The following is an 8,672-nucleotide window of genomic DNA, read 5'->3' as shown; positions in this document are numbered from 1 at the left end:
CCGTAATCGGAGGCGTTAACCACAATGGCCACATCCTTGAAGTTCTTGGCAGCGCTTCTTACCATGGTAGGCCCGCCGATGTCGATGTTTTCGATTGCGGTTTCCAGAGTGCAGTCAGGCTTGGCCACAGTGGCGGCAAAGGGATAGAGGTTTACGCAGACGAGATCGATGGGCTTAATGTCATGCTCGGCCATAACCGCATCGTCAATGCCTCTCCGGCCCAGAATGCCGCCGTGCACCTTGGGATGCAGGGTTTTGACGCGGCCTCCCATCATTTCGGGAAATCCGGTGTAGTCGCTGACTTCGGTAACCTTGATTCCTGATTCGCTAAGCAGCTTTGCAGTGCCGCCGGTGGAAAGAATATCAACTCCGCGTTCCTGAAGAGCGCGGGCAAAATCGACAACTCCGCTCTTATCAGATACGCTGATGAGCGCTCTGCGGATGGGACGTGCGTTATCCATTAAATCGAACCTCTGACAAGTGTTCACGGGGTTTTATGACCCCGGGGGGATTTTTACTGATGCTTCTGAGCGGCAGATCCGGACTCTTCCGTACTCTCTTTGGAAAGTGTCTGAAAGCGGGGACTGCCGGGTGTTTTCCGGGGAAACCTTTAAGGTTCCGGACTCCGGAAATTTTACCACAATGTAATGACGGTTTAAAACGTGATCTTTGTTACACATCGGCAAAATATTGACTTGCATTATCCAGCGGCAATTGAAATTTCGTTGTTTTTTTTCAGCCGATTGGTTATTTTTACTCGTGAGGGTGGTACCTGTAATAACTATACATAAAGGAATGACAATAATGAAAAAGTCGGGATTGATTGATGCCGTTGCTGAAAAGACCGGCATGAAAAAGAGCGATGCTCATGATGCGGTGGAGGCGTTCATTAAGGCTGTGCAGACGTCTTTAGTGGAGGGGGACAGCGTGAGCCTGGTGGGTTTCGGCACCTTCAAGCTCAATTACAGAGCTCCGCGGCAGGGCAGAAATCCGAAGACCAATGAGCCGGTTGAAATTCCTGCCTGCAACGTGCCGTCCTTTACTGCCGGCAAGAGCTTCAGAGAAGCGGTTAACAACGGTCAGGACATCAAGTAGCGTTGCTGTGTTTTGCTGAGTGCCGGGCGGAATGAGTAACAGAAGGAGTCCGGAGTAACCGGCAGAGTGAGACTGCCAACTGCCAGCAGAGTGACTAATTGACGATTTATTAAAACGATACCAGTCAGAATGCCATGATGAATTTCATGGCTTTCTTGTTTTTGCGGGGATGGTTTGCAAGAGCGCTGTCAGTTTTCCTGAGTGTTTTTCCTGTTCCCTGTAACGGCTGTCAGGACACAATAGCGGGGGCGGAGCAGCAGCCAAAGAAGCGGTGCGGTTAACAAAACGCTGATTTGTGGTAGACTTTTCGCCGGGATTTTTGCCGGATATCCAGGTGTCCGGAGATCTTTCCTGTTAATTTCCAAAAAGGATGATATTTATGACAGGCTTCAGAATAATTGCTTCTGATATGGACGGCACTCTTCTTAATGATGACAAAACTATTTCGCCGGAAAACATCGCAAGCATCAGAAAAGCCGAAGAGGCCGGAATTTTATTCGTGCCGGCCACGGGAAGACCGCTGGACGGACTAATGAATTACGCCGATGCTCTTAATCTCAGGGCTCCGGGACATTATGCCATCTGCTTTAACGGCGCTGCTGTCTATGAAACATCGTCATTAAAACTTATATCCCGGGTTATTCTCACCGGGAGCGAGGTCCGCATCCTGGCGAAGCGGGCTCTGGATGCGGGGCTTTACTGGCAGGCGTTTTCAGAAAACCGGGGCCTTGTTTACGGGGAAGATAATTTCGCCACGGATCTTGAGATGCGGATAAACCGTATCGGGGGCTCCCGGATTGATCCCGAGGACATTCCCGATTCGGAAAATTTTTTCAAATTCATGTTTCTCGGCACCGAAGAACAGCTGGACAGAGCCGAGGGGAAATTTAAGGATCTTTCTCAGGCTTACACCATGGCCCGCAGCATGTACTGCTTTTTAGAGGTGATGAACCGGGACACCTCCAAGGGCGCAGCTCTGGAACATCTGTGCCGTCATCTGGGTCTCCCGCTCTCCGCATCGGTGGCTCTGGGGGATGCCGGAAACGATATCCACATGATAGACCGCGCCGGCGTGGGAGTGGTGATGCAGAACGGAATAAGCTCTCTCAAGGAACGGGCTGACTACATCGCTCCTAAAAACACTGAGGGCGGGGTGGCTCATGTGATTGAGGAGATTCTCAGTAACCGGCTGAACGCATTATCAGGGAATCAATGAACAAAAAGGCCGACGAACAGAAAAAGCCGATGAACAGAAACAGCGCTGCTCAGAAATTACATACCGTTTTCAGAAAGGCCGGTTTTTGGATTTCGGGACGGGGCTGCGGGATTGAAGAGAAACTGAAAAGCAAGTTAACAGGCAAGAAAACCGGTATGTGGACTTGGAAGCAGAAAGTCGCAGTAATGGAAAAGTTAACGAAGCCGGGAAAGATGCAGCTGAAGATAAACAGGAAAGATATCGCAGGATAACAGAACAGAGAAGATGAAAGGAAAGATCAAGGAGGATTTGTGTTAAGAAAGGAAAAACCGCTTCAGAGCGAAAGCGTTTTTGGCAAAAGGCGTTTTGACGGCGAAAATCCGGAAAAGCATGAAAGTCAGCGGCTCATGGAGTCTGTCAGGGCCTTTTTCAGAATAGCAATTCCCTTCTGGAAGACCCGGGAGAGCCGGGCAGCCTGGGTCATGCTGGTAGGTATAGTGTTATTCAGCGCCTTAAGCATTTATCTCGCCAAGCAGTTTAATGACTGGTACAAGGGCTTCTGGGATTTTATGCAGGAGTATAACCTAGATGGCTTTATCGGCATGCTCTGGCTCTTTGGCTTCCTGGCCACGGTTCATGTATGCACGGTGGTTTACAAAAGATATATCATTTCCGCCATGGAGATCCGCTGGAGAAGATGGCTGACCACGGAATACATCAGGCGCTATCTGGAAGACGGCACCTTCTACAGGCTGCAGCTTACCGACCAGAAAACCGATAACCCGGATCAGCGTATCAGCGAGGATCTGTCTCAGTTTGTGGCATTGACAGTGAATATCACCATCAGCATCCTCACCGACCTTTCCATGCTGATAACCTTTGCCATTGTGCTCTGGGATCTGTCTCAGGCGGTGACCTTTCCGGTTATGGGATACGAAATATCCCTGCCCGACGGATATCTCCTGTATCTGGCCATGATCTACGCCGCCATGGGCACGGTATGCACCTTCATTATCGGGCGTCCCTTGGTGCTGTTAAATTTCAGACAGCAGCGTTATGAAGCGGATTTCCGATTCTCTCTGGTGCGCCTCCGGGAAAATGCCGAATCCGTGGCCATTTACAAGGGTGAGATGGAGGAACGCAAAAGATTTAACAGTCTGTTCCAGGATGTGGTGCATAACTACGTGAACCTTATTATCAAAACCAAGCAGATCGGCTTCTTTACTCTTGGTTATGCCCAGCTGGCGGTGATTTTTCCGATACTTATCTCTGCGCCCATGTATTTTGCCAAAATCATTACTCTGGGCAGCATCATGCAGATAAACTCTGCCTTCAGCAAGGTGCAGGAATCCTTGTCCACTCTGATTGACAACTTTACGTCTCTCGCAGCGTGGAAGGCGGTGATTGACCGTCTTTCCCTCTTTGAGAAGAGCATCAGAGCCGCAGACAATCTCCCCCGGCTGGAGCCTGCAAGAGAAGGAGCAGCTCTTTCTCTGGAGCATGTCAGGGTAACCAAACCGGATGGCACAGAACTTATCCAGGATCTCAGCTTTTCGCTGGTGTCCGGTCAGAGCCTTCTGATTAAGGGACATTCCGGATGCGGCAAGTCCACTCTTCTTCGTACGGTAGCCGGTATTTGGCCTTATGCCTCAGGGAAGGTGACCTTTCCGGAAAATGCCAAGACGCTGTTCCTGAGTCAGAAGCCGTACATGCCTCTGGGCACTCTCAAGGATGCGGTCTGTTATCCGGGGAGCCGGGATCTGGTATCCGACGAGGCATTTGTAAAGATGCTGGAAAACGTGGGGCTTTCGTATCTCTCAGGTTATCTTAATGTGATCAACCAGTGGGATCATGTGCTCAGTCTCGGCGAGCAGCAGCGCATTTCGTTTTTGCGGGCCTTTGTGAACAAGCCGAATTTACTCTTCATGGATGAAGTAACCAGCGCTTTGGACGAAACCAATGAAGCCAAGCTCTACGGCTTTGTGCGGCAGGAGCTTCCCGGTACCATCGTTATCAGCGTGGGACACCGGAGCACCCTCCGGGAGTTCCATACTGACATTCTGGATATGGAAGGGGATCAGACGGTGAGAAGCATTGCGGCTAATCCTGATATTGAGTCCTGATGCCGGGGATGAAGGCCGAGTAAGGAAGGTAAGTACACAATTCCGATATCCGGTACAACCTTACGATACAACTGACAACAGAAGGGCGTTTTCCAGCGGTACTGGGGACGCTCTTTTTATGGCGTGAACGGGTGAACTTGGATTGAGGAGGAAAGAGAAAAACCGCAAGTTTGCCAGATATATCCGGAGATTTTTAATAAAATCGCTGGGAAGTTACCGGTCAACCTTCATTTCTATTCTGTTTTCTTGCGGGAGAGAAACTGAATGCCGTATTTTCTGTTTTCCTTGTCGATGATCCGCACCACCTTAGCATTGGCATCCAATGGCGGAAGATCGTCATCGGCATCATCCAGCTGAATCTCCACCTCATCTCCGATATTAAGACTCACGCTGGATTTCACTACTATGGACATCCCGGTGGCACTGATGTTGAGACACTCCCCGGGCAGTTTTTTATCCCCGAAAAGTATAGTGCACTCCACCGGCAGATCTACACGAATGTATGTGCGGCGTTCTCTGGTATTGTCCATATCTGATAATCCTGATGCTGATACTGCTTGATATAGTCAGAGGGCTTGAACGGGGTTTGCTCTTTCTATTGTCCATCTGAAAAAGTCTGTCCCTGCTAAAAAAGCCTGTCTCCAGTCTGAGTTTACTCAAATAAGGGTTTAAAAAGTGAGATCTGCTTTTTAAACATGGAATTTTAAGTGGCGATTCTTCAGAAAAGATCCCATTTCGGGGCAGAGTAAACAACGATTTCCGGTGTTTTGAGCCATTGTGGGCCGTTTCCGAGGCTTTTGGGGAGATGAAACGCGAAGGAAGCAGAGTTGGAAGGAAGAGCGGAGCCTGCACAGCGGAAACAGAAAAGCCCTGAAGATGGCAATCAGGGCTTACGAATTATTGAACACTGCCTTGAAGCGTCAGAACGGTCAAAACTCTTTAAATTGACAGCAAAGACAGCATCAGAGCAGTTTAGTCAACGGAATCCGCTCTCGCAATCTCAGCTATTCACCGGAGGAACGATAATCCAAGGCTTGAGTCCGGACTCGTAGCTCACGATGGCTTCCTCGTTCTTAAGGGTGAGGTCGATATTGTCGAGACCGTTCAGGAGGCAGTATCTTCTGAAGCTGTTAAGATCGAACCTGAAAACGAGATCGTTGCAGGTTACGGTCATGTTTTCCAGATCCACCTTGATTTTCTGGCCCTCATGGCTGTTTATTTCCCGGTGCAGGGCATCCACTTCCTCCGGAGTCAGCTTAACCAGCAGGAGGCCGTTATTCAGGGAGTTATTGTAGAAAATATCGGCAAAGCTGGACGCGATAATAACCCGGAAGCCGTAATCCTGGAGAGCCCAGGGGGCATGCTCGCGGCTGGAACCGTTCCCGAAGTTTTCCCGGGCTACCAGAATGGTAGCGCCCTGATAGCGTGGGGCGTTAAGAATAAAGTCCGGATTGGGCTTGGTACCGGCTTCGTCCAGATAGCGCCAGTCATTAAAGAGATGCACGCCAAAGCCGGTGCGGGTTACTGCCTGCAAGAACTGCTTGGGGATAATCTGGTCGGTATCAACGTTGGCCGCATCCAGAGGAACAGCCAGACCTTCGTGAGTGGTAAATTTCTGCATGATAACCTCCTAAAATGCGCGTACGTCAACAAAATGTCCGGCGATACCGGCGGCAACCGCCATAGCCGGGCTTACCAGATGAGTGCGGGAGCCGCGGCCCTGCCGTCCTTCAAAATTCCGGTTGGAGGTGCTGGCGCAGCGTTCGCCGGCCGGAACCCGGTCGCTGTTCATGCCGAGACATGCCGAGCAGCCCGGAAGTCTCCATTCAAAGCCGGCGGCAGTAAAGAGCTTGTCCAGTCCTTCCTGTTCGGCCATTTCCTTAACCTCCTGAGATCCCGGAACCACAATGCCCACAACTCCCGGGGCCAGCTTGCGGCCTTTGATTTCAGAAGCGGCGGCCCGGATATCCTCAATGCGGCCGTTAGTGCAGGAGCCGATGAACACCTTGTCGATTTTGACATCGGTAAGTTTGGTATGAGGCTTAAGATCCATGTATTTCAGGGCCTTTTCGCAGGACTGCTTTTGAATTTCATCAGCGAAGTCTTCGGGAGCAGGAATAAGGTCATTGATGCCGATGCCCTGTCCGGGATTGGTGCCCCAGGTAACCATGGGAGAAATAGCGCTGCCGTCCAGTGTCACCTCGGCATCCCAAACGGCATCAGCATCGGATTTCAGGGTTTTCCAATTGGAAAGAGCCTGATCCCAGACTTCTCCCTTGGGAGCAAACGGCCGGCCCTTAACGTAATTGAAGGTGGTTTCGTCCGGAGCAATAAGTCCAACCTTAGCTCCCATTTCGATAGCCATGTTGGAAAGAGTCATTCTTCCTTCCATGGATAGAGACTTCACGGCATTTCCGGTGAATTCCACCGCATAGCCGGTGCCGCCGCCGGTGCCCAGCTTGGCGGCGATGGCCAGAATCACATCCTTGGCGGTTACACCAGGCTGAAGTTTTCCGGTAACCTCGATCTTCATGTTTTTGAACTTCTGCTGCTTAATGGTCTGGGTAGCCATGACATGCTCCACCTCGGAGGTGCCGATACCGAAGGCCAGAGCACCGAAGGCTCCGTGGGTGGCGGTATGGGAGTCGCCGCATACCAGAGTTACTCCCGGAATGGTGATGCCGAGCTGCGGGCCAATGACATGCACAATGCCCTGCCATTTGTGGCCGAGACCGTAGAGAGGGACATTGAACTTCTGGCAGTTATCTATAAGAGTCTGCATCTGAATCCGGCCCAGTTCTCCGCAGGCGGTGATGTCTGCGGAGGTGGTGGAGACGTTGTGATCCATGGTAGCCCAGGTGCATTCCGGACGGCGGATCTTTCTGTTATGAAAAGCCAGTCCGGCAAAGGCCTGCGGGCTGGTAACTTCATGAAGGAGATGTCTGTCCACATAGAGAATGGGGAGTTCGCCTTCCTTGGCACAGACGATATGTGATTCATAAAGCTTGTCGTAAAGTGTTTTGCCCATAATTATTCCTTGTTGCTAATGAAGCTGATGTCCGCTCCTAGGGGCTGCCATCGGATAGACTAAGACTAAGCTTTTGAATAGCAGCGGAAAAGCAGAGGAGCGATTTTAGGTTAAGCGTTTTCCGGATAACCCGTTCTTGCCGGATGATGGCGAGCCGGGGGTCATGTATTGGGTCAGCTTCAGGTGAGATTATAGTTCACTTCAGGTTTTTCCTGAATAGCAAGATCAAGATACGGGGAAAGGGAAGTGATAGCGGGGAGCGGCAGCTGGGATGCGGTATCAGGGAGGGAGGCGATATCGCTGGAATGTGCATTGGAGATTATTCGTTAAGGAAAGATGGAAGGTGAGACAGCTGACAATGCAGCAGCGGGGCAGGGAAGCAGAGAAGGGCGGGGTGGTGAATTATGGAGACAAACGAGTTAATCGTCTACCAACGGACATGGTGGCTGTTGAGGGCATTTGTGAAATGAAGAACCGACGGTGAAATCGACAAGTCGAGGAAAAACTGGCTGGGAGGGATGCTGGCGGGGATTTAGCAAAGTGAGGTCAAAAAAATGAAAGGGCTGGAACGGAAACAGCGAGTTTTCGGTCTCATGAACATCTGTTAGCGCGGGAAAACATGATGATCAGAAAAGATGGCAGCCTCGGTAATACAGAGACTGCCATCTGGGACGATTGGTACGGTGAAAAAGAAGCGATAACCGGTTACCAGCTGGGCTTCACAACGAGAGAGTTCTGGCAGACTCCGGACTTGCATTCTCTCAGGCGTTCCCGGAGATAATCGGTGCGGTTCTTGTTGACCTCGTAGTTGCACTGGAGCTGGATGGTGCCGTTGTTTTCACACTGGTTATTACGGTACTTGATCCACTGACGCTGGGTCATTTTAAGGCCCTCGGCAGTTTCCTTGTCGATCTGCTTGCGGAGAGCCTTGTACACATCGTTAAGCTCCTTGTCAGATTCCACAATCAGTTTGCAGAAGCAGAAGGTTCTGTCGTAGGAGGTGGTGTACTGGTCGCAGCTGCTGGCGGCTGCAGCCGTGCTGACAGCTGAGAGAAAGAGGCCGGAGGCCAGTAATGCTAAAGAAGCATTTTTTATGATATTCATTTGATAATCCTCGAAAAAGGCAATTGTTGCTGGATGAGGGGGGGTGTAGATAAAAAGGTTTGGTTTTTGGTGTTTACATCATCCACAATAGTGGGCAAAAACAGGCTTGACTACATCACTCGCCCAC

Annotated in this window: 8 protein-coding genes and 1 pseudogene; 4 read left to right on the top strand and 5 right to left on the bottom strand. The window is 50.7% G+C overall.

The annotated features are described in order from the left end of the window. Positions 1-461, bottom strand: a pseudogene (gene purH / locus ACJROR_RS01295) (bifunctional phosphoribosylaminoimidazolecarboxamide formyltransferase/IMP cyclohydrolase); the annotation flags it as partial. A gap of 343 nt (positions 462-804) precedes the next feature. Here purH and ACJROR_RS01290 point away from each other — a divergent pair. From ACJROR_RS01290 to ACJROR_RS01275, 4 genes are all read left to right on the top strand, one after another. After that, positions 805-1,095 carry an HU family DNA-binding protein gene (locus tag ACJROR_RS01290; protein WP_406044004.1) on the top strand — a complete coding sequence of 97 codons (291 nt, stop codon included), beginning with the start codon at positions 805-807 and terminating at the stop codon, positions 1,093-1,095. A 379-nt stretch (positions 1,096-1,474) separates the two neighbouring features. Next, positions 1,475-2,311, top strand: coding sequence for a Cof-type HAD-IIB family hydrolase (locus tag ACJROR_RS01285; RefSeq protein WP_406545522.1), 837 nt, complete (start codon positions 1,475-1,477; stop codon positions 2,309-2,311). 29 nt (positions 2,312-2,340) lie between these two features. Continuing rightward, entirely contained in the window at positions 2,341-2,562 is a 222-nt protein-coding gene (locus ACJROR_RS01280) for a hypothetical protein (protein WP_406545521.1), read from the top strand. A 39-nt stretch (positions 2,563-2,601) separates the two neighbouring features. After that, positions 2,602-4,413, top strand: a complete 1,812-nt coding sequence (locus tag ACJROR_RS01275; RefSeq protein WP_406545520.1) for an ABC transporter ATP-binding protein/permease — start codon at positions 2,602-2,604, stop codon at positions 4,411-4,413. Between the two features lie 233 nt (positions 4,414-4,646). Here the strand turns inward: ACJROR_RS01275 and ACJROR_RS01270 are convergent, their stop codons facing one another. From ACJROR_RS01270 to ACJROR_RS01255, 4 genes are all read right to left on the bottom strand, one after another. Beyond that, positions 4,647-4,943, bottom strand: a complete 297-nt coding sequence (locus ACJROR_RS01270) for a PilZ domain-containing protein (RefSeq protein ID WP_406545519.1) — start codon at positions 4,941-4,943, stop codon at positions 4,647-4,649. A 470-nt stretch (positions 4,944-5,413) separates the two neighbouring features. Continuing rightward, positions 5,414-6,034, bottom strand: coding sequence for a 3-isopropylmalate dehydratase small subunit (gene leuD / locus ACJROR_RS01265; RefSeq protein WP_406545518.1), 621 nt, complete (start codon positions 6,032-6,034; stop codon positions 5,414-5,416). Positions 6,035-6,043: 9 nt separating this feature from the next. Continuing rightward, positions 6,044-7,441: a 3-isopropylmalate dehydratase large subunit gene (gene leuC, locus ACJROR_RS01260; RefSeq protein ID WP_406545517.1), complete on the bottom strand. Its 1,398-nt coding sequence runs from the start codon at positions 7,439-7,441 to the stop codon at positions 6,044-6,046. A gap of 705 nt (positions 7,442-8,146) precedes the next feature. Further along, positions 8,147-8,545, bottom strand: a complete 399-nt coding sequence (locus ACJROR_RS01255) for a lysozyme inhibitor LprI family protein (protein ID WP_406545516.1) — start codon at positions 8,543-8,545, stop codon at positions 8,147-8,149. Between the last annotated feature and the right edge of the window lie 127 nt (positions 8,546-8,672).

The organism is Succinimonas sp., from assembly GCF_045225735.1.
GTDB lineage: Bacteria > Pseudomonadota > Gammaproteobacteria > Enterobacterales > Succinivibrionaceae > Succinimonas.
Note: the sequence above shows the minus strand (reverse complement) of the source record. Positions and strands in the feature narration are given on the sequence as shown.

Coding starts and splice junctions, on each gene's coding strand:
- leuD (WP_406545518.1), bottom strand. CDS start 6,034: ATGCAGAAATTTACCACTCACGAAGGTCTGGCTGTTCCTCTGGATGCG.
- ACJROR_RS01285 (WP_406545522.1), top strand. CDS start 1,475: ATGACAGGCTTCAGAATAATTGCTTCTGATATGGACGGCACTCTTCTT.
- ACJROR_RS01290 (WP_406044004.1), top strand. CDS start 805: ATGAAAAAGTCGGGATTGATTGATGCCGTTGCTGAAAAGACCGGCATG.
- ACJROR_RS01270 (WP_406545519.1), bottom strand. CDS start 4,943: ATGGACAATACCAGAGAACGCCGCACATACATTCGTGTAGATCTGCCG.
- leuC (WP_406545517.1), bottom strand. CDS start 7,441: ATGGGCAAAACACTTTACGACAAGCTTTATGAATCACATATCGTCTGT.
- ACJROR_RS01255 (WP_406545516.1), bottom strand. CDS start 8,545: ATGAATATCATAAAAAATGCTTCTTTAGCATTACTGGCCTCCGGCCTC.
- ACJROR_RS01280 (WP_406545521.1), top strand. CDS start 2,341: ATGAACAGAAACAGCGCTGCTCAGAAATTACATACCGTTTTCAGAAAG.